This is a genomic window from Paenibacillus sp. Soil787 (assembly GCF_001429545.1).
Classification (GTDB): Bacteria; Bacillota; Bacilli; order Paenibacillales; family NBRC-103111; genus Paenibacillus_E.
This window is the reverse complement of sequence record NZ_LMSP01000048.1, coordinates 273,438-292,591: the sequence shown is the minus strand read 5'-3', so window position 1 is coordinate 292,591 and position 19,154 is coordinate 273,438. Positions and strand designations below refer to the sequence as shown.

General features: G+C 43.9%; 14 protein-coding genes, 1 pseudogene and 1 other annotated feature. Of the genes and pseudogenes, 10 read left to right on the top strand and 5 right to left on the bottom strand.

From position 1 onward, the window contains the following. The first annotated feature begins 264 nt into the window (after positions 1 to 264). The 5 genes from ASG93_RS33365 (at position 265) to ASG93_RS33350 (ending at position 7,408) form a co-directional block, all read left to right on the top strand. On the top strand, positions 265 to 744 hold the full coding sequence (locus ASG93_RS33365) for a MerR family transcriptional regulator (RefSeq protein ID WP_056839444.1): 480 nt from the start codon (positions 265 to 267) through the stop codon (positions 742 to 744). Between the two features lie 24 nt (positions 745 to 768). After that, the gene (locus tag ASG93_RS36895) at positions 769 to 894 is read left to right on the top strand and encodes a hypothetical protein (protein WP_268796078.1); all 126 of its coding nucleotides are present in this window, start codon (positions 769 to 771) and stop codon (positions 892 to 894) included. A gap of 184 nt (positions 895 to 1,078) precedes the next feature. After that, positions 1,079 to 2,068: a serine hydrolase domain-containing protein gene (locus tag ASG93_RS33360; RefSeq protein ID WP_200984558.1), complete on the top strand. Its 990-nt coding sequence runs from the start codon at positions 1,079 to 1,081 to the stop codon at positions 2,066 to 2,068. A 665-nt stretch (positions 2,069 to 2,733) separates the two neighbouring features. After that, on the top strand, positions 2,734 to 5,706 hold the full coding sequence (locus tag ASG93_RS33355; RefSeq protein WP_056839439.1) for an OmpL47-type beta-barrel domain-containing protein: 2,973 nt from the start codon (positions 2,734 to 2,736) through the stop codon (positions 5,704 to 5,706). A gap of 451 nt (positions 5,707 to 6,157) precedes the next feature. After that, the gene (locus ASG93_RS33350; protein WP_056839436.1) at positions 6,158 to 7,408 is read left to right on the top strand and encodes an ATP-binding protein; all 1,251 of its coding nucleotides are present in this window, start codon (positions 6,158 to 6,160) and stop codon (positions 7,406 to 7,408) included. Between the two features lie 581 nt (positions 7,409 to 7,989). Here ASG93_RS33350 and ASG93_RS33345 read toward each other — a convergent pair. Next, complete coding sequence (locus ASG93_RS33345; RefSeq protein ID WP_056839434.1) at positions 7,990 to 9,480, bottom strand: NCS1 family nucleobase:cation symporter-1; 1,491 nt, start codon at positions 9,478 to 9,480, stop codon at positions 7,990 to 7,992. Positions 9,481 to 9,654: 174 nt separating this feature from the next. Between ASG93_RS33345 and ASG93_RS36735 the strand changes: the two genes are divergently transcribed. From ASG93_RS36735 to metG, 4 genes are all read left to right on the top strand, one after another. Then, positions 9,655 to 9,825: a serpin family protein gene (locus tag ASG93_RS36735; protein ID WP_235551051.1), complete on the top strand. Its 171-nt coding sequence runs from the start codon at positions 9,655 to 9,657 to the stop codon at positions 9,823 to 9,825. 306 nt (positions 9,826 to 10,131) lie between these two features. Next, positions 10,132 to 10,668, top strand: coding sequence for a hypothetical protein (locus tag ASG93_RS33335; RefSeq protein WP_056839430.1), 537 nt, complete (start codon positions 10,132 to 10,134; stop codon positions 10,666 to 10,668). A gap of 395 nt (positions 10,669 to 11,063) precedes the next feature. After that, on the top strand, positions 11,064 to 11,423 hold the full coding sequence (locus tag ASG93_RS33330) for a phage holin family protein (protein ID WP_056839427.1): 360 nt from the start codon (positions 11,064 to 11,066) through the stop codon (positions 11,421 to 11,423). Positions 11,424 to 11,719: 296 nt separating this feature from the next. Next, positions 11,720 to 11,988 (top strand) — a binding site (T-box leader). Positions 11,989 to 12,043: 55 nt separating this feature from the next. Further along, positions 12,044 to 13,669 (top strand): methionine--tRNA ligase, encoded by a 1,626-nt coding sequence (gene metG / locus ASG93_RS33325; RefSeq protein ID WP_056839426.1) that lies wholly within the window; start codon positions 12,044 to 12,046, stop codon positions 13,667 to 13,669. 95 nt (positions 13,670 to 13,764) lie between these two features. On the opposite strand, the gene ASG93_RS33320 is transcribed toward metG, so the two are convergent. The 3 genes from ASG93_RS33320 to ASG93_RS33310 form a co-directional block, all read right to left on the bottom strand. Further along, on the bottom strand, positions 13,765 to 14,631 hold the full coding sequence (locus ASG93_RS33320; RefSeq protein WP_056839424.1) for a transporter substrate-binding domain-containing protein: 867 nt from the start codon (positions 14,629 to 14,631) through the stop codon (positions 13,765 to 13,767). 231 nt (positions 14,632 to 14,862) lie between these two features. After that, entirely contained in the window at positions 14,863 to 15,420 is a 558-nt protein-coding gene (locus tag ASG93_RS33315; RefSeq protein WP_056839421.1) for a hypothetical protein, read from the bottom strand. A gap of 1 nt (position 15,421) precedes the next feature. After that, the gene (locus ASG93_RS33310; protein WP_056839419.1) at positions 15,422 to 15,880 is read right to left on the bottom strand and encodes a hypothetical protein; all 459 of its coding nucleotides are present in this window, start codon (positions 15,878 to 15,880) and stop codon (positions 15,422 to 15,424) included. 160 nt (positions 15,881 to 16,040) lie between these two features. On the opposite strand from ASG93_RS33310, the pseudogene ASG93_RS33305 reads away from it, so the two are divergent. Beyond that, a pseudogene (locus tag ASG93_RS33305) lies at positions 16,041 to 16,600 on the top strand (kinase). Between the two features lie 400 nt (positions 16,601 to 17,000). On the opposite strand, the gene ASG93_RS33300 reads toward ASG93_RS33305, so the two are convergent. Next, complete coding sequence (locus tag ASG93_RS33300) at positions 17,001 to 18,920, bottom strand: endonuclease MutS2 (RefSeq protein WP_056839417.1); 1,920 nt, start codon at positions 18,918 to 18,920, stop codon at positions 17,001 to 17,003. Positions 18,921 to 19,154 lie beyond the last annotated feature (234 nt).

Sequence of the window (19,154 nt, the reverse complement as noted above, 5' to 3'; positions counted from 1 at the left end):
AAAATAGTACATCATTTTTGTTGTATTTACAACGAAAAAATCAGCGGACTTATCCATACTCTGCCTCCTTAGCGTAGGAAAACCGACTTTGCTTTTGGTGAAATATGTATTTGCATGGCTTTTACGTTGTTTGGTTGGCGGTACCCCTAATAGAAAGCGAAGAAAAGATGTAAATGTTTCCTTAAAAACTTCTTGCACCTTACGTAACGTTACGTTTTATACTAAAGATACCGGTACAGCTAGCGCCAAAGAAAGGAGTGGATTATGCAACAGAATTGGAAGGTGGGGGATCTTGCCAAATTGACCGGACTTACAGTCCGTACTTTGCGATTTTACGATCAGATTGGCTTGTTTTCACCGTCAGGATATTCTAAAACCGGTCATCGGTTGTATAACGAAGCCGATATTAGACGGCTGCAACAAATCTTGTCTCTGAAAGAGTTGGGCTTATCGCTTGAAGAAATTCAGACGGTGCTAAAGGGTCATACGTATACCCCGTCTGACATCGTGGCTATTCAGATTGAACGGATCCGGAGAAATATAAAAACTGGGCAGAAGCTTCTGGCCGAACTCGAACGCGTGGCCGAACGAATGAAGCATCAGGAGCCGCCTTCCATTGATGCATTTATTTCAATTCTGGAAACGATGAAGATGAGCCACGAAAAGTATATCATTGAACACCGGCTGAACTGGGAACACCGTTTTGATCTGCTTGGCGATTTTCTAAACGATAATTTGACATGAGTTCTCTAGGAGGAGGATTTACTTATGGAACAACGATATACGACTCACTCTACATTCAAAATTGAGCGCATTTACCCTGACACTGAAATTTTAAAACTAGTGAGTCAAATTAAGAATGACTACGGTCAAGTAAATAAAAGAGCAAGCTAATGTCGTCCCTCCCGAACTATAGACAACGTAGGGAACGTTTTCGTCGTTTTACAATATAGGAACTAGAGTGGAGGAGCTTGCATGACGGCAGCTCTTTTTTCATTTGTTGGGAAGGGCAGGATTGCCTAGCAGTCTCCCGAATAATTAGTACGTAATTCATGTAATAATGGGGGAGAGAAGTGAAATGGATTATATTAAATCTAATAATGGTTTTGACGAACTTAATCGTTATGTTTTGAGTATTAGGAATCTGATATCTGCCACTGCAGCATCGGTTTTAGTTATGCAAAATGACCATATCGTGAACGAGTTTTATGCAGGCAATCATGATAAGTCTCCGAATAGTCGATCAATAGATGCAAAATCGCAATTCAATGTTGCATCCATACGCAAAACTTATCTGGGCTTCGCAATTAGTCTTGCTCTGTATGAAGGGAAAATTAGAAGCATCAATGATTATGTAACTGAATATTTAGAAGATCTGGATGAAAACGTGTTAAATAATACAACGATACGACATCTCTTGACCCACACTCACGGTTTAGAAGGCCCCAACAAGAGACTTTTTCCGCCTGGAACAGACTGGAAGTATAACAACGCCGGTATTAATTTACTTATTAGGATTATTTATAAGGTTTTTGATATGTCTCTTGCACAGGTATTAGAGGAAAGAATATTTAAACCTCTTGGCTTCAAAGAGACTGGGTGGAGAAAAGAGAAAAATGATAAGTTGGTTTGGCTTTATGAGGACTACATAGGAGACCAAGGCGGCGAGGCTAATCTATTTGTAAGTACACGGGAGTTAGCCTACTGGGGACAGATACATCTTACTAAAGGGAAATATAAGGGACAACAAATAATACCTAGTTCGATATTTGAACAATCTGTTTCAATTGTGACTCCGAGCCGTCTTGATGAAACTTATCCGCGAAATGGATTCTTCTGGTGGGTGCAAGACAAGCCCCGCCACTTGTCCGAACTAGGTAATGAAGTTCCTAAGGGGTCCTATCAATCGCTTGGTTTTTACGGCAATGCTGTGTTAGTTATTCCTGAGTATAATATTGTAGCCGTTCGAATGTTAAACCAAATTGAACCGAACCCAACAGAATATGATTATTTAAAAGACATTCAAAGCTTTGGAAACCTAGTGCTAGAAAGTTTCTTATCACAATAACTTCTAATTCCGAGAGGTTATTAAATGGTAGAGTCGATCACCTTCAGTCCCTCATGGGCTTTCTATGCGCCTATGTTATGTTCAGCGCCTTGGAGGTTCAATTCTTAAAAATACTCACTTTATTCATAAAAAACAGCATATGAATCGCTTCCTCACTTTGTTACTATGAAGTTTGTCGAGGTGTCGCTGAACACATAAGCCACGGGCGGACTGTGCTCGCCCGAAAACGATGCGTTTTGCGGCTGTCTAAATAAATGGATGGAAAGGAGATGTTGGCGGACATCACTTTGCAGGCACGGCGGAACGAGGGGATTGGGAAACTCCCCCGAATTGGAGCACCCATTCGGGCTGCGCAACGGCGATTCTACTAAACGCAAAGTCTCTTTTCATCGACTTTGACTTAAAGGCTCCGCTCATCATGGCAAACGCTTTCATACAGTCGATGATAAAGAAAGGCGGCGGCAACCTCCTTCAACCAGATTATCATCAGCAAGATGCCCGCGTTCCGTTTACGCACGCCTGACGATTTGCAAGGCCCAGCCGTGTTTCTGGCCTCGCCCGCATCCTGTTTTGTTAGCGGTTACACCCTGTATCTAGACAGAGGCATTAAGGATTATTTTGGGAATAAGTCAAAGAATTGCGTAATTTAAGAAAGGAGAGCGAATATGAAAAAATATTTGAAACAGGTCTTATCGTTATTGTTATGTGTACCAATAATATGTATGCCGACGCTTATCCTGGGATCAACAGTGAATGTTGCAGCTGCGGCAGAGAACGTCACTCTGGGTGATCCTATCGTGCCAACCGCTCCCGAAGGCTTTACCACAAGGATAGAGGCGGAAGATTTTTATAAACATACAGGCAATATCTATATAAGGGACAACGGAGATACGGTACCTGGATCCGCCGCCACGGATAGTATCGTCTTAACAGGCGCCTCGGGCGGCAAATTTGTGGATTTCAGCGACCCTGTCGCCAACTACAAAACGGGCAACGGTTCTATTAATAACACCATTCCATCGGGGCAGGACAAGGCCAGCTGGAGGGTGACTGTACCGGCGGCGGGCGTTTATGAATTAGCTTTCAAATATAACAACCCAGCCACAAAGGTGGACGGCTACCGAAATGTCCGCGACGAGAGGAATAGCCGCATTATTATCAACAATGATGAACCGGATTTTACGAATTCCATGGATCCGCATTGGGCGGGCTGGATGATTTTCAATATGTCGGGATACATTGACAGTTATAATCCGAAGACCAACACATCTCTGACTCCGCAGACGGACAATGGCTATGCAAACGTAAAAGGCAATAGGGCTTGGAATAACAACTATATGAACGTCTGGCTGGAGAAGGGTGAAAATACCGTTACTCTGGGAATGGAGGCACCTCCGGGACAGGCGGTTTACGACGGACCCAACTTGGACTATTTCGATGTGACCTATAAAGGCGATCAATATGTCAGCGAGGACAAGATCCCCTATCTGAGAGACGATTTCGTCTTCCAGCATCCGGGCGTCTATTTCACACTGGAGGACCTTGATAACATCAAGGCAAATAAAAACAACATGGATACGGTATATGGAAAGGGATATCAGGAACTCGTAAGCGCCACTACCTGGTTCGATACCAATACGGTTAATCCGGCGCCTGTGCTCGATGTGGGTCCTTACAACAACCCCAATATCGGAGGTACGGCATATACCCGTGGCGGCAGCAAGGCACTCTATTACGCTTTACGGTACTATTTGGATGGAGACGTAGCTTACGGAAAAAAAGCGAGAGACGTCCTTAACGGGTGGGCCGACACACTGAAGACCCTCGGGCTTGGAAACGACGTGAAGCTGCGCATCGCCATCGTGGGGACGGATTTCGTGAACGCCGCTGAGATCATAAAGCATGTCTACAATAATGATCCCAGCGTTGCGCCAGCGGACAAATGGCAGGAGGCAGGCATCGGCGAATTTGAGTCTTTCCTGCACTTGCTGTTGACCAAGACCTACGATTTTTATCCCCAGGCCAATGGCAACTGGGATGCTATTCTCGGCGGCTTCAACATGGCCTCAGCGGCTTATTTGGAGGATGTTGGCTTATTTAACGACGCGCTGAAGCAGCGGTATCTCGGCACTTACAGGGGAGGCAACACAGTGTCCATGGGAAGCCTGCCCAGCTATATTTACCCGTCCGGCGAGCAGCAGGAAAGCAGCCGTGATCAGACGCACGCCAGGATGGGCATTACGGGTCTTGCCTCTCAGGCGGATATCGCCTGGAACCAGGGCGTCGATCTTTACGGGGCCAATGACAACCGCCTGCTCACAGGCATGGTTTACAACGCGAGATATGCAGTCGGCGAGGAAGTGGCATCCGCGACGTTCATTTCCGACAAGAACAGAACGCAAAGCGGTATTGAAGCCATCGGATACGAGATTGTCAGCAACCATTATCTCAACCAGGTCGCGGACGTGGCCTCTGAGGGAGAAACGGATTTAATTTATAAAGCGGCGAATATGCGTCTGCGTACGGGCTCTGTAAATAACGAAGCCGGCCGGAAGGCTAACTATTTCGGCGCGATGATTTTCACAGATAAGCCTTACGATGTTGCAATGACTTTGAGCGCCAATAAAAACGTGTTGAGCTCCGCAGGCGATGAAATCGTCCTAACGGCCAATGTGCAGACGGATTCCGGCATCAAGCGCGTAAACTGGGATATTCCAGAGTCGCTGAAGCCATATATCGATTCCGAGATCATCAGCGACACGATGCTGAAGCTGAAATTGAGGGAGATACCTGACCTTTATGAGACCGTCGGCGTCATCAAGGCAACATCCGTCAAAAAGGCCACCGTCAGCGCTACCTTCTCCATCGCAATCGACAAGAAGCCGCCTGTGACGATGGCTGCAGTCTCACCAGCTCAGCCGGACGGGCTGAATGGGTGGTATGGGCACGCTGTGACAGTTAACCTTAACGTTTATGACAATCTGTCGGGCGTAGCCAAAACCGAGTACAGTTTGGATGACGGACATACATGGCAGGCTTATACATCGGCGCTAATGTTCGACAAAGATGACAAATATACCGTGAGCTACCGTTCGACGGACAACGCCGGCAATGCAGAAGCGGTGAAAACGATCGGCTTCAATCTGGATTCGACGCTACCTACAATTACGGTTACCGGATTTGTGTACGGCACATACAGCGATTCTATGGATATTACGCCGATCCTTACGCTCAGCGATAACTTGTCCGGAGTCGACAGCAGCAAGACAACGGTCACGATAAGTACAAATGGTGAACCCCAAACCGTGCAGCAAGGAGCCGCTATTCCGCTATATACGCTGCCGCTTGGTTCGCACACATTTATCGTAACGGCAAGTGACTTGGCAGGGAATACAAGTAGTCAAACCGTATTGTTCCAAACTACGACTAGCGTCCAGTCCCTGCAGGCGTTGGTCACACGCTTTATGAATACCGGATGGATCGATAACGCGGGCATTGCTAACAGCTTGCAGAGCAAATTGGCCAAGAACAACCTAGATACTTTCGTGAGCGAAGTGCAGGCTCAAAGCGGCAAGCATATTTCTGCGCAAGCCGCAGGCTATTTGCTTCGGGATGCCCAGTATTTGTTATCCAAATAGTAAGAGGGTATTGCCTTCTTCCGTTAACGACGTATCAAAGCTGCATAATTTAAGAGCCTATTTGTAGATCAGCCCCTCTTGTGCAAACGGAATGTAAATAAACTTCCGTGAATGTACAAGAGGGTTTTTTAACGTGTAACCAGGGATGTTTAAGTTAACTAAAACGTACCCTGAATCGGCATGAAAAGTTTCTCTCATACAGATTTCATCAAGGAGGCGGTCATCGGGATATTGGGATTGAAACGTTTCTCGGTCAAGAAACGGTGAAAGCGACTTTCAACAGCTGGCGCTTTGGGATCCCGTAGATTAAGAAAAGGCAACAGGGCGGACTACAACCGTCCTTTCTTCATTCCACGACTAAAAGCAACATTTTTCCGAAAAAAATGTTCGACAAAAACCTTCGGAATTCTGTTATAATTCGATAAGTTCAACTTCCCGAGGAGCAACATTGATGATAAAAGAACTGATTGTGAACGTTTTTATAGTGCTATTGCCGATATTGGTTTATCAATTGGTTTTTATGGAAATTCGACCCTTGGAAAAAAAGAGCCATCAACAAATTGTGATCGGCCTTTTTGCGGGAATTACGGGCATTTTGTGCATGAACTTTCCTTTGCATCTTAGTGAAAGTCTTATTCTGGTGGATATGCGGTGGATTCCTTTCACTATCGGTTTTTTGTACGGAGGCATTTTGGGGGGCGGGATTTCAGCGTCGTTGATTTCGATTTATCGGTTCTCCCTGTTGGCGGGATTTTATTCAAGTCTAGGATTTTTGTTAGCCTTGTTGCTCATCGCGGCGCCTTGTATTTTTTTGGAAAATAAATACACGCAATCTGGACGTTTTCAAAAAATTGAAATCGGTGTTGGACTGATTTCTTACGCTTACTTTTTAAGTCTCTCCCTATGGTACTTTTTCTCAGAAAGAACCTTTTTCGGTTGGGGATTTTATGCGGTGTTATTTTTATTTGCCTGGTTGTCGATTGTGCTCGCTATTAACGTTATTGAAATTATTAGAGAGAATTTTTCTTTAAAAATGCAAATGCAACGTTCCGAAAGGTTTGCCCTCATAAGCGAGATGGCGGCTTCCATCGCGCATGAGGTCAGAAATCCGTTGACGGTCGTCCGTGGTTTTCTTCAGCTTGGAAAGAGTTCAGCTGACGAAAAGCTTCGCAGGTACATGGAAATAGCCATTGCGGAGTTGGATCGGGCCGCATCCGTGCTGAGCGATTACTTGGACTTTGCGAAACCGCAGTTAAATAATGTCGGTAAAATTAGCGTTTCAGAAAAAATGACTAGCGTTTTGAAAATCGTTTCGTCGTACGCATCAATGAACCGGGTAGAGATAATCAGCGAGATTAGCGAAAACCTGTACGTAAGCGGTGACAAAAGCAAGCTCAAGCAAGCGCTGATCAACATTTTAAAAAACGCTATCGAAGCCATGCCTGACGGAGGGACGCTTCATGTAGAGACATGTTCGTCGGGCGGAAAAGTGAGTGTGTTTGTTTCCGATTCAGGGGAAGGAATGACTTCAGAGCAACTCCAAAAACTCGGAAACCCATTCTATACGACGAAGGTACAAGGAACCGGTTTAGGGCTGATGGTGACGTTTCGCTTGCTGGAGGCGATGAACGCCACGCTGAAGTACGAGAGCGAGCCCGGAAAAGGAACGAAAGTGTGTATCGTCTTTCCGGAGGCTGAATGAACTGAATTACGCAGAAGAACTTTATATTCTATTGTAGAAGCTGATGATCGAAAATACACATTATATAATGTGTAACAATATATTAAACGCATATGTTTGTGTCGCGAGGCCACGACACAAACATATGCGCATAATCGCGATTGAACTTGGCCCGTATAACGTGCTCGCTACGGGCAGTTTAGCGTAAATTATTGCATCTTTCATACAGTACCTGGAAGGATATCAAGAATAAAAATTGAATTTGGGAGTGAATAACGAACATATTCGATGACTCATTATATTGGACCTGCAAGCAAGACGGTGACTGCTTATGATTATATAACTAAGTGGATGAAGGAAATGGCTTTATCAACGATGATGTGTCTTATTATTTTGAAAGATATGATGAGAAGACAATAAGAGAATCTGATGATGAAGGAAATGAAATAAAAATATATGGTTGTAGTAACATATGAGAATCTACTCGACTTCGCCGATGATTCATTAATAATGCTGAAAAGGCTGCTCCTCGAATGAACTGCACCCTAGGGTGCAGTTCAAAGGTCTATCATGATCAAAGGGACAGCCTCTTCAGCATTTCGTCACATAGAGGTTTTTTCGCCAATATGTTTAGTGAAGGATTTATATTCCGTATGGGAAACCAAAGATCCATCGTTGTTCATAAACCATGTATAAAAGAACATGGAGAGGATTAATCCGAAGATCCATGCTCCGTCCCACACGAAAGCTAATGGGGTTATATTTTTACATACGAATGGGACGATAACACCTATTAAGAGAGCATAAATCGCTTTTTGATTATAGCCTTTGCTGTAGGAATATCTTCCATCCAGTTGATAGAGCTCAGATAAATGGATTCTGCGCTTACGAACAAACCAGTAATCGGCAATTGCGATTCCATCAATGGGACCTAATAATGCGCCGTATGTTCCAAGCCAGACAAAAATATAGTTTCCGAAATTCTCCAGTATGTACCACGGCTGTATGAGAAGTGCAATAAGACCTGTAATAAGAACGCCTGTACGATATGTCAGCTTTTTAGGCATGAGATTTTCTACGGCGCGAGCAGGAGCTATGACGTTTGCCGCTACGTTTGTGGTGACTGTAGCTAAAATAATTCCTAAGGTTCCAAGGAAGATGACAAAAGGTGAAAATTTAGCTAAAATAGTCGCGGGATCCCAGATGGCTTCGCCAAAAATAACGACTGTGGCCGAAGCAACGGCTACGCCAATGAAGGAGAACAGACCCATTGTTGTAGGCAATGAGAAAGATTGACCGATAACTTGCGCTTTTTGGCTTTTGGCATAACGACAAAAATCAGGAATATTCAGTGCTAAAGTTGCCCAGAAAGCAATCGCTCCTGTCAAGGAGGGGAAGAAGACTTTCATGAATTCTCCTGTGGAGGTCAATTTAGAAGGAGCGGATAACATCGGCCCCCAGCCCCCTGCAGAAGTTAAAGCCCATACCAATAACGCAAGACTCATCACAATTAAAGTAGGAGCTGCCCAGAATTCCATCCGGCGAATAGCATCAGGTCCTCTGTAAGCAATCCAGACATTTAAGACCCACATAATTGCAAAGGAAATTCCAAGGTGTCCCGCCACATTTTCCCATCCGCTCATGGCGACTAGAAGGGTATCAAGCGCTCCTGCGGCGAACCAACAGTTAATACCGAACCAGCCTGCGCCAATAATGCCTCGAGCGATCGATGGAATATGTGCTCCTCTTGAGCCGAACCAGAGACGAGCATAGACCGGATATGGAATACCATACTTTGTTCCGGCATGAGCATTTAATAAAATGGGGACGAGAACAATCAGATTGCCTAAAATAATCGTTCCAACCGCTTGCCACCAATTCATCCCAAGCGAAATTAACCCGGCAGCAAGCGCGTAAGACGGAAGACAAATACACATGCCGATCCATAAGCTGGAAAAGTTGTAAGCTGTCCAGTTATGTTCATCTTTCCTCGTTGGACGCAACCCTTCGTTATACATAGGGCTGTCTTTAATGAGTTCTTCACCTTCCGGGGTCAATGACACGATGCCATTCTCTTCAGCCTGCAAATGCATAAAGATTCCTCCTAATAAAATTGTAAATGCTTTTTGAAAGGTTGCTACCGGATGGGGGGGATCCAGTCCATTAGTAAGCATAGTAGATTATATTTTGTAGATATAAATACATGCAAAATCGTCACGAAAGTAATTGCGAGGGATGTCCAAAAGCTGAGGTCAGGGGGTTCCGAAATGAATGATAATTTTAGAATAAGTAAACTTCTTTCGGCGGTACATATGGCAGGGGCTTCCGCACCAATCGATGAACCGTTCCAGGTGACGATAAACCGGCCGTTTTTCTTCGCAATAGAAGACCGCCAGACCGGTGCATGGCTTTTTGTAGGGTCCGTGGTTGAACCATAAAACTGCAACGTGTTACTCCACATCAACAGAGGAGAGTGTCTGTGATGAATGGGGATATTGATATTCTATTTCGTGCTTAATTAACAGGTGTCGTCACTAAACTAACGGATAAATATAGTGAAGTTACGGATGTAAATAAGAATTAGGAGCAAAAATCGCATGCGAAAGAATTGCAAATTGATTTTGGTTGAAGGGTTGTGCGGCACGGGCAAATCGACGTTAGCAGAACGATTGCATTGCTACCTGGTATAGCAAGGCATTTCCTCCCGTTTCTATGACGAGGGTGCAAAAGGGCATCCAACGAGTTTGAATTGGCATGCTTTCTTCCGCGAAGAGGAATATAAGGAACTTCTGATGCGGTATCCAGACACCGCTAATGAAATCCGTTCATGGGCCATAAAAAATGGTAGCAATTATCTGATTCCTTATCGTGAAATTAAGGAATTCAACGAGTTGGATGCACTCTATTCAGAGCTGAAGTCCCGTGAGCTATGCTGGACGGATTCGCCCGTAACCGCGCTGTCAGAGTTTACATATTCGATTCAACGGCAATGGGCACGTTTCGCTGAGCTTGCCAGCACTTCAGAGGAGGTATATGTGCTAGAAGCAGTGTTTTTTCAGCATCAGATTCATGATTTGTTAGGTCATTATCAAGCTGTTGATCGCCATATCGAGCAGCATATTCAGGGAATCGCCGATCAGATTGCTGCTTTGCATCCTGTGGTAATTTATTTAACTCAGCCTAGTGTGCGGGAGCAGCAGGTTTGGATTTCTTCCATCCGTTCAAGACCCCGCTTCGCAACTGAACAAAGTTTATGGAAAACCGCAAGCGGATCGAATTGAGGCTGCTTGATATGCTGCCATTTCCAAGCTATACAATTAAAAATGTAAACCTTGACTGGGAAGAGGTCTTTAGTAATATGGTGGGGGCAATAGGTCGAAAAACTATATAAAGTGTGCAGACGTTAACAGCAATGGATTGTTAAGCTAATGAGAACGTTTGATAGTGGAGGAGCTTGCATCAGGCAGCTCCTCCTTTGGTTTATTGTTGAAGTAATCATGTGACGAAAGAAATTTTCATATAGTATTTAATGTCCAAAAGCATTATTTGACTTATAAGAAGTACTTGAAATTTTATAAAGAAGTATTAAATGGTGAAATTGAACAAAGATATCGTGGTCAGTACAATAGGTGATGAAAGGCTAATTTTATCAGTAGAAAGCAAGGAGGACTGTTCTTTGAGAAACATACTTAACTTACTGGTTACATTTCTTGTTTTTTGGTGTGGGAGTTATTACTTCAATCCGTATATATCCATATCGGATACAAAAACATTGATACTTGCTACAGTGCTTATGTTTGTTATCAGTTTCATTTACGGTTTTTTATTAACAGTTTCAATGATTTCCATGGTAGTTGGGATTGGTTGTTTAACTACTCCATTGTTAGTGGTAGCTTCACTTGTGTTGACACCAATAAAGTTATGGCTTCTTGATAAGTATTTAACGGGATTTGAAATTCATGGATTTTGGACATATGTGATTCTTTCCATTATATTGAGTATCTTTACTGTAAAAGTAAAAAGCAAAAAGGAATGAAGGGTTAAGATATTATAAAGTAATTGGTAATTACTTTGATGATAGTATTAAGGAAGGACAAGTGGCTTTTGCTAAGTTGCTGCCCGAGGAAGAACGCTCTGAATAGATTTCCAGAGTTCTACGCTCTAGTTGCCGTTAAAATTGATAGATAAAGTTGAACTCATATTTAGTAAATATGAATAACTGTTTGTATGGATAATGTGTTAAGCAGGCATCATTCAATCATATCTAGAGCTTTTTGAAATAATATTGATTTTTGGAATTAAATATATATAATTGGCTATATAAGGAATATGAATAAGGCGACGACGAGAAAGAGTAGTTGGACCCCGTTCTTTTAACAGAGAGCTCCGGTAGGTGCAAAGGAGCAAAGAAACGTCTGACGAACATGGTCTCAGAGCTGTGCATCGAACCCTCCCAGTGAGGTAGTAGGCCGCACCGGGCGCACCCGTTAACGTGCCAGGGTATAATCACCTCATTTGGTGACGTACCTGTAGAGGCCGGTCACCGTGAGGGATCGGTAAATTTAGGTGGAAACACGTGAGCGACAGCTTTCGTCCTTTGAGGACGGGAGCTTTTTTTGTTTTCAAAAATATATGAATAACAGGGAGGAATTGTAAATGAGCATTTTTATTGGTGGAGCGTGGCCCTATGCAAACGGATCACTTCACTTAGGGCGAGTAGCGAGCTTGCTACCTGGTGATGTGATTGCCCGCTATTTTCGGTTAAAGGGAGAAGAGGTACTTTATGTATCAGGAAGTGATTGTCACGGAACGCCGATTTCAATTCAAGCGAACAATGAAGGTGTTTCCCCTAAAGTAATTGCCGACCGGTACCATAATGAATTTATTGATTGTTTCCGTAAAATCGGATTTTCCTATGATCTTTATACTCGGACGGATAATCCATTCCACCATAAAGTAGTACAAGAGCTATTTGTTCAACTGCTGGAAAATGGTGTTCTTTATAAAAAAGCAGTTGAACAAACTTACTGTAACTGTTGCGATCGCTTTTTGCCAGACCGTTACGTTGAAGGAAACTGTCCTCATTGTGGTAGTGCGGCTCGTGGTGATCAATGTGACACCTGCTCGGCATTATTGGATCCTTTGGAACTCCATAATCGTTCATGCAAGTTATGCAGTGGGAGTCCATCATCAAGGTTTTCTGATCATTACTTTCTAGCATTATCGAAATTTCAAAATGAGCTAGAAAACTTTGTTAATCGAGCGGAGGGGTGGAGGGAGAACGCCCTCAAACTTTCAAGGCGTTATTTAGCAGAAGGGCTACATGATCGGGCTGCTACTCGGGATTTGAACTGGGGAGTAGATGTACCTCTAGAAGGTTTTGAAGGGAAGAAAATTTATGTTTGGGTAGAGGCTGTAAGCGGGTATCTATCCGCCAGTAAACAGTGGGCCAATCAAAGTGGTAAATCGTGGGAAAAGTTTTGGGCTATAGAAAGTGTAAAAGCCTACTATATCCATGGAAAGGATAATATCCCTTTTCATACGTTGATATGGCCTGCTATTTTGCTGGGTTTGAAGGATCTGCAACTACCAGATCAAATCATATCTAGTGAATTTCTTACTTTAGAAGGAAAAAAATTTTCAACAAGTCGAAATTGGGCAGTGTGGGTGCCCTATATTTTAGAAAAATATGAAGCGGATTCTGTGCGGTATTTTTTAATCGCAAATGGACCTGAAAATCGTGATACAGATTTTTCCTGGAGAGAATTTATATACAGCCATAATGGAGAGTTACTTGGGGCTTTTGGAAATTTTGTGAATCGAAGTTTGGTATTTATAGAGAAGTTTTATGAAGGCCGAATCCCAAATGGTGCGATAGATATTAAAATTAAACTAGAAGTCGAGGAACTGTTTACCCTCTGTGGAGACCTTATCGAACAAGGTAGGCTGAAAGAGGCGTTGGAGACAGTGTTTGCTTTCATTCGAAGCTGTAATAAATATTTTGACGAACAAAAACCGTGGATCCAGATAAAAGAGAATGTGGACTTGTGTAACAATACTCTATTTACTTGTGTACAAATTATTGCGAATTTGTCGACTATTCTGGAACCATTTGTACCCTTTTCCTGTAAGAAGATTCGAGGTTTCCTAGGCTTGTTAGAGCCCTCCTGGGTCTATCTTGAGAGCCCATCTGGTAGAAAACTTTCGCAAGTTGAAGTATTATTCCAAAGGATTGAAATTAGTCGAATTGAAGAGGAACTCCAGCTACTAAATACCATTTGAAAATGTTACTGAACGGGCAGTAGAGCGTGGTAGACTTCGTCTAAATTGTTGGAATACTGGTCAGCAATGGGAATACAACACTACTGCGGCTGCTCTCATTTGCTCGGACTTTCGCCGAACCATTTGATATACATTTTTTCGTACTCTCCATTCACTTTAATTTCTTTCAGGAAATTGTTTACGTATGTCAGGAAATCGGTGTCGCCCTTCCGAACGGCCATGGCGTACGGCTCATCGGTAAACGTTCCGCCTACGACTTGGTAATTCGGATCTTGCTGCTGCATCCCATACAGAATCGCATTATCGGTCGTCAACGCTTCACCTTTACCCGCTTTTAATGCTGTAAAGGCGTCTTGATAGTTATCATATAGCATCACTGTTGCATCCGGCGCTTTGTCTCGGATCTTTTTCTCCGATGTGGAGCGTTTCACCGCCAAAACCTTTGTACCTTTTTTAATATCAGGGAGGCCCTTGATCGGACTGCCTTTTTCCACGAGTAACGATTGACCAGCTTTGAAATAATCGTCTGTGAACTCGACCTGCTGTTTGCGCTCATCGTTAATCGTCATCGTGGCGATTATGATATCAATCTTACCGTTTTGAAGCATTGGGCTACGAGGTAGTATCGGGTTGCGAGTTTTGGACGTAACTTCCTTCAGTTCAACCATGGTTTCGTCGCCGAAAATCTTCTTCGCCAGCGCCTTGGCAAGTTCGACGTCGAAACCTTCCACCTTGCCCGTAACGGGGTCTATCAGACCGAACAACTTCGTGTCGTACTTTACTCCGGCAACCAGTTTGCCTCGTTTTTTGATCGCATCAAGCGTTTTGCCTGACGGCTTTGAGGTATCCGTCGGTATAAGGGAAGCAGTACCCTGCTTCTGCCCGGTAGCTTTTGTAGTGCAGCAAGTGAGCGTGAGCAATAAGGACAAAATCATGAAACAAAGTTTGAACTGTTTTTCCATATTGTTTTAGCCTCTTTCCTTTATAAAACTATCCAATGATGTAAAAGACAGCTGAGAAACACGCGTTCACTCTCTATGACTCTTTCCAGGATTTGTCCCTAATCAATAAAACATGACACAGTCAATTGTCTCACGGATAAAGCCCATCCCATTCGATCGGGAATAATCCGACCTGAAACCATATAGGTTTGGTAGAAGCGAGCATGGAAAAAATGGCCGAATACCTCACCTTCATGGAGCCATATCTCCGTTTTCGTGTTGGCTTGCTCTTTTAATCTGATCCGCTGTCGGATCATGCTTGCCTGCGATGAATCGGTAAAATAATACGATAGCAGTTTGGGAAGCGATGTAAATGCAGAAGGAGTAACAAATTAAATACCCTTTTTTATAATGAAAAACTTCAAAATTCAAGCAGACCCATTCAAACAAGGTGGATAGCAATGACCAACAAGTAATATAGACAATGGTCCATATCTCTTTAACCCGAAATCGATCGTAGAAATAAATAAAAAAATAACCGGCCGGAGCATACAGCAAATAGACGACAAAATCCATGATCGTATACGCGGGTCCGTCCATAATATCGTACAGGTCAAAGATATTGCCGCCAGTCGAATTATCCAACATGCTCGATACTGTAGAGCTAAATAGCATTAACAGGAATGCAACAGATAGCGGGAAACGTTTCGGCAGCATGTACATAAATCCATAAGCGACTGCAATGCATGAAAGTAAAAAACAGTCGTTCAAATCGAATGCGCCTTCATCAAAGGGCATGTAGCTTTTCATCTTATTTGTAGCACATCCTTCCGAAGCCTTTTAATGCGAAAATGGTAAGAAGCATTAAAATCAGCCGATATCCGAGCAGTGCAAGCAAATGCCACAATCCGGTATAAGTAAACAAGTTCAGATAGCGTGCGATGAAATCTAATGAAAGGAACAGACATATTGAAATCAAAAAAACCACTGGTTTATGGAGTGGATGGGAACGTATAAAAATATTGATGATAAGTGTCAGCAGGGCGGGGATGATGATGCTCTGATACAGCGAAAAGGAAATGTAACGCGATGCTTCTTTCGCCATCATGTAAAAATCGAAGGGGTCGGACAGTAAATAAGAGATGCTCGTATTCACGAAATCGACGAACAAAAAAACAAAAGAGAGGTGTTGTTTAGGTAACCGTTTGGTTAACGTAAACAAAATACCAAAAAGGAACCAGCAAAAAAACAAGTAAAACGAAATAATCATAAAGGCACCACCCGAAATACTATGTTTCTTTTTCCCTAGTATTCGAATTTAAGGAATGAACTATACGCGGTGTAACCGGAGTGACTAGTTGGTGAGGATTGGATGTTATAGCATTTTCTTCGAACAAAAACAGAATAGAGGAAATAATTGTACGTTAAGTTTGCATATCGGTCATCGGTTTATATTCGGAATAGATGGCTTAAGTCGTTCTGGTAAAACTACATTAGTTGAAGATTTGCGAAATAGGTTAAATCAAATTCAAAAAAATATTCATATTTTTCACATTGACGACCATATTGTGGAACGCAAGAATAGATACCATACTGGGAGTGAGGAATGGTATGAGTATTACAACCTACAATGGGATATTCAGTATTTGAGGGAAAATTTATTCGCAAAAATACGAAACCATAGCGAGGTAAATCTCCCCTTCTACAAGGCTGAATTTGACAAGCAGATTACAAAGATAGTGTTAATTCCAGATGATTGTGTTGTTATCATTGAGGGTGTATTTCTTCAACGTAAAGAGTGGCGGGAGTTTTTTGATTACATTGTTTATTTGGATTGTCGGAGGGAAACACGCTTCTTACGTGAAGCGGAGAGTGTCAGAGGCAACATCGAGAAATTTAGAAACAGGTACGGAAAGCGGAAGACCATTACTTAGATGCGACACGTCCTTTAGAGTACGCAGACATGATTATTAAGTCTTGCAGGAATTAAGGGCTTAAGCTTAACGGAAACGTTAGTTCAATCAAATAGCAGCGGCAGTAGACTAAGACTTTATCTTTTCAAGTCCTAGCCAGCCGCAATTACCCCAAATCTTGCGACATGAAAATCCCAATATTATAACTACATATAAACAGCCATTTGGGTTATACACAAACAAAAGCCCGAGAGAAAACATCCTCGGGCTTTTTGGCATCCGGTACGAAGGTTGTTATAAGGCGCAATATCATAACCTTCCTGGGGATGGCGATAACCAATTCGATGCAACCATGCATGAAATAATGATCCGGTATGAAGTAACGTCAGCCAGATTCGTTCTATTTAATAATCGCTTTCAAGCAGATCCGGGTATTCGTCACCTGCATACAAAAAATTATTTTTTTGAGGTCTCGGTTTATTGATTTTCCTTATACTCGATCGTTAGCCCTTCAACATGACGTTTGCTCATCTGCTTTCGCTTCTTTCGTGTGTCTTTCGATTCGAACACAATGTCCATATCGTAGTCTCCTTCCGGGTATAGCTTGCTGCGCTCGATATAGAGAGACAATCTCTTGCGGTTGATGCGCACTTTCTCCTTCTGGATTTGCACCGTAATGTTTCCGCGATGATCCGGCTCGCTGCAAACAATGCCTGTGCGGCGCAGCGAGTGCACCCATACGCAGTCGCCAAAAGCGAAATTCGGCATCGGCGCTCGCTCCGCTTTTTCTTTCAATGGGACTTTTACAGGCGTTTCTCCTGTAACCGCCGCAGCTATTGCAGGCGCTTCGGGTGAGCGCTGCGTCGCCTCGTATGTGATCTGTTTCGATCTCTCGATGAGCGCAAGCGGCATACCGAGCTTTTGCGCGATATAGAAGGCATAGGAGGAGCCCGCTTGACCAATCGTCAACTTGTAAAGGGGCTCAAGCGTTTCCGCATCGAATTCCATACGCGCATTCTCGAAGCCGGGCGCAGCGTCGGCAAATTTCTTAATCTCGTTAAAATGCGTCGTCGCCATGACCGTTGCCCCGCGGCGGTATAGTTCCTCAAGCACTGCGATCGATAGGCCGATTCCTTCACCAGGGTCGGTTCCTGAGGCAAGCTCGTCGAGAAGGACCAGCGACGATGGTCCGGCCTCCTTGAGGATGCCGATCACGTTCTTGACATGTGAAGAGAATGTGCTGAGCGAATTTTCAATACTTTGTCCGTCTCCGATATCGACCATAACGGATCTGTACACAGCAAATTCGCTTCCTTCTCCTACCGGAACGAGCAAACCCGACTGCACCATAAGTGTAAGCAGACCGACGGTTTTCAGCGAAACGGTTTTGCCTCCCGTATTGGGCCCTGTAATAACAAGCGCGCGGTAATCGTCGCCGATGTGGATATCAAGCGGCACGGAATGCCCGCCGAGCAGCGGGTGACGACCGTTGTGAATGGAGATCCGACCGCGATCGTTTAGCTTGACCGTTCGTCCGTCGATTATTCTCGCGAATTTAGCCTTTGCGAACATAAAGTCGTAATAGCCGATCGTTTCCAAATTGATTGAAATTTCATACTTATTGCCCTCAACCAGATCCGTAAGATCGCTGAGTACCCTTGTTTCCTCCGCGGCCTCCGCGGCCTCCGCGGCCTGCAGGTGCAAAAGTTCGACATGCAGGTCAGCGATATCAGCCGGCTCAATAAATACAGTCTGACCGCTTGCCGACTCGTCCAGCGCGGCACCGCCAACTTGTTTGCGGTATTCCTTCTTCACGGACAAGACGTACCGGCCTCCTCTCGTCGAGACGACGCTTTCCTGCAAGTAGCTGTGGTATTTGGACAATGCCGTGTCGAGTTTCTTGCGAATGCGGTCGTCGAGTATGTTCATCTTTTTGCGGACACGCGACAAGGCAGCGCTCGCCTCGTTATCGACTTGACCATTGCGGATACAGCGCCGGATCTCGGCCAGCAGTTCGCGCAGGTCGTATAGGGATAGCGCGTATGAGGCGATGCGCGGGGTGGCGGATTCCTTCTTTTTCATAAAACTCTTAAGCTGCTGTGTACTTTCAATGAATCTGGCGAAGTGCATAAAGTCCTGCGGCGTAAAAATAAATCCTTTCCCGAAAGTGCCTATAAGCGGCTCAATTCCTTCTAGGGACGGGATAGGCACACTGGCACCGTGGGCGATGACACTAACCGCTTCTTCGGTCTCTTGAAGTAGTGTTGCGACCATGACCATCTCGATTTTTGGTTCCATGTTCTCAATGTGGGCGCGGCCCAAATAACTCATGGCAAAGTCGGCCAAACGCTGTTTAATGCGGTCGTATTCCAAACGTTGATAAGTGGTCTTGTTCAAATGAATGCCTCCTTTTGGGTACAAAAAAACGGACTGGAAACAACAATCGTTTCCAGTCCGCTTAGGGAGAAACTGATGTTCTTAACAGCATCACATGCAACCTGCCAGTAGAGCACGACAAAACAAACCTGTCCAATTGAACGGTTTACTCGCCTACGCCAAGCAAAACAGATTGCACTATGAAATTGCTAGTTAAGAACGACCTCAGACATTAAAATCTCTCCTTTGTATTAC

Excerpts from the sequence above, each read along its gene's own strand:
- ASG93_RS33365 (WP_056839444.1), top strand. The coding sequence starts at position 265 with ATGCAACAGAATTGGAAGGTGGGGGATCTTGCCAAATTGACCGGACTT.
- ASG93_RS36895 (WP_268796078.1), top strand. The coding sequence starts at position 769 with ATGGAACAACGATATACGACTCACTCTACATTCAAAATTGAGCGCATT.
- ASG93_RS33360 (WP_200984558.1), top strand. The coding sequence starts at position 1,079 with ATGGATTATATTAAATCTAATAATGGTTTTGACGAACTTAATCGTTAT.
- ASG93_RS33355 (WP_056839439.1), top strand. The coding sequence starts at position 2,734 with ATGAAAAAATATTTGAAACAGGTCTTATCGTTATTGTTATGTGTACCA.
- ASG93_RS33350 (WP_056839436.1), top strand. The coding sequence starts at position 6,158 with ATGATAAAAGAACTGATTGTGAACGTTTTTATAGTGCTATTGCCGATA.
- ASG93_RS33345 (WP_056839434.1), bottom strand. The coding sequence starts at position 9,480 with ATGCATTTGCAGGCTGAAGAGAATGGCATCGTGTCATTGACCCCGGAA.
- ASG93_RS36735 (WP_235551051.1), top strand. The coding sequence starts at position 9,655 with ATGAATGATAATTTTAGAATAAGTAAACTTCTTTCGGCGGTACATATG.
- metG (WP_056839426.1), top strand. The coding sequence starts at position 12,044 with ATGAGCATTTTTATTGGTGGAGCGTGGCCCTATGCAAACGGATCACTT.
- ASG93_RS33320 (WP_056839424.1), bottom strand. The coding sequence starts at position 14,631 with ATGGAAAAACAGTTCAAACTTTGTTTCATGATTTTGTCCTTATTGCTC.
- ASG93_RS33315 (WP_056839421.1), bottom strand. The coding sequence starts at position 15,420 with ATGAAAAGCTACATGCCCTTTGATGAAGGCGCATTCGATTTGAACGAC.
- ASG93_RS33310 (WP_056839419.1), bottom strand. The coding sequence starts at position 15,880 with ATGATTATTTCGTTTTACTTGTTTTTTTGCTGGTTCCTTTTTGGTATT.